The organism is Bacteroides sp. OM05-12 (assembly GCF_003438995.1).
In the GTDB taxonomy this organism is placed as follows: Bacteria; Bacteroidota; Bacteroidia; order Bacteroidales; family Bacteroidaceae; genus Bacteroides.
In genome coordinates this window covers 1-375 of the sequence record NZ_QSUN01000023.1, presented here as the reverse complement: position 1 = coordinate 375, position 375 = coordinate 1, and the positions used below count along the sequence as shown (strand labels likewise).

Annotated in this window: 1 protein-coding gene; it reads left to right on the top strand. The window is 36.0% G+C overall.

Features of this window, described 5'->3' with window-relative positions; translation table 11 throughout:
- The first annotated feature begins 59 nt into the window (after positions 1-59).
- The gene (locus DXB63_RS17990; protein ID WP_158563694.1) at positions 60-203 is read left to right on the top strand and encodes a hypothetical protein; all 144 of its coding nucleotides are present in this window, start codon (positions 60-62) and stop codon (positions 201-203) included.
- The last annotated feature ends 172 nt before the right edge of the window (positions 204-375 follow it).

Below are 375 nucleotides of genomic sequence, written 5' to 3'. Positions count from 1 at the left end.
TATAAACACCTTGATGTTTTTTAAAAACATCAGGTTGATTGAAAAAAACATCGGGATGTTTGAAGACAAACATACGGTCGATTGAAAACAAAGGTACGGTCCTTTGTTTACAAACTCCTATCGTTTACGGACAATCGACCGTATGTCGAACAACAGGTGTCACCAACCAGCAAGAAGATGAAACAAAACAGATAAATACATGATTTTATAAAAAGCCGATCTATGTTTATCCCCCAATAATTACCGGATGAACCTTTTTTAGGACCAACGTAAAAACCTGAGGGCTTAAATCTATAAATCCTTATCTTTGCCTTCAAATTATATAATAATGGAAACGAATGGTTATCGCCTTCTTCTTCCCGAAGGCACCTTAGA